This window comes from Sinorhizobium sp. 7-81 (genome assembly GCF_030124405.1).
Taxonomy (GTDB): domain Bacteria; phylum Pseudomonadota; class Alphaproteobacteria; order Rhizobiales; family Rhizobiaceae; genus Sinorhizobium; species Sinorhizobium psoraleae.
In genome coordinates this window covers 1-674 of sequence record NZ_JASKLT010000080.1, presented here as the reverse complement: position 1 = coordinate 674, position 674 = coordinate 1, and the positions used below count along the sequence as shown (strand labels likewise).

Annotated in this window: 1 protein-coding gene; it reads right to left on the bottom strand. The window is 65.7% G+C overall.

The window, feature by feature from the left end; translation table 11 throughout:
* On the bottom strand, window positions 1-674 hold a 674-nt coding region (locus QN224_RS33570; RefSeq protein WP_283980179.1), incomplete at both ends, for a zinc-binding dehydrogenase.

Here is a 674-nt window from a genome sequence, read left to right as displayed (position 1 = left end):
GATCTTGCCCTCCATGTACCAGTCGACGATCTTCGGCACGTCGGTGCGGCCGCGCGCGCCGCCAAAGGCGGTGCCCATCCAGGTGCGGCCGGTGACCAGCTGGAACGGCCGCGTGGCGATCTCCTGGCCGGCCCCGGCAACGCCGATGATCACCGACTTGCCCCAGCCGCGATGCGAGGCCTCGAGCGCCTGGCGCATCACGCGGGTGTTGCCGGTGCAGTCGAAGGTGTAGTCGGCGCCGCCGATCTGGTCGGCGCCGCGCTTGGTCAGGTTGACGAGATAAGCCACGATGTCGTCGCCGACCTCCTTCGGATTGACGAAGTGGGTCATGCCGAACTTCTCGCCCCAGGGCTTCTTGTCGTTGTTCAAATCGACGCCGATGATCATGTCGGCGCCGGCAAGGCGAAGCCCCTGGATGACGTTCAAGCCGATGCCGCCCAGCCCGAAGACGATCGCCGTCGAACCGATCTCGACCTTGGCCGTGTTGATCACCGCGCCGATGCCGGTGGTCACCCCGCAGCCGATGTAGCAGATCTTGTCGAACGGCGCGTCCGGGTTGACCTTGGCGACGGCGATCTCCGGCAGCACGGTGAAGTTCGCAAAGGTCGAGCAGCCCATGTAGTGGTGGAGCTTCTCGCCGTTGAGCGAAAACCGCGAGGTGCCGTCGGGCATCA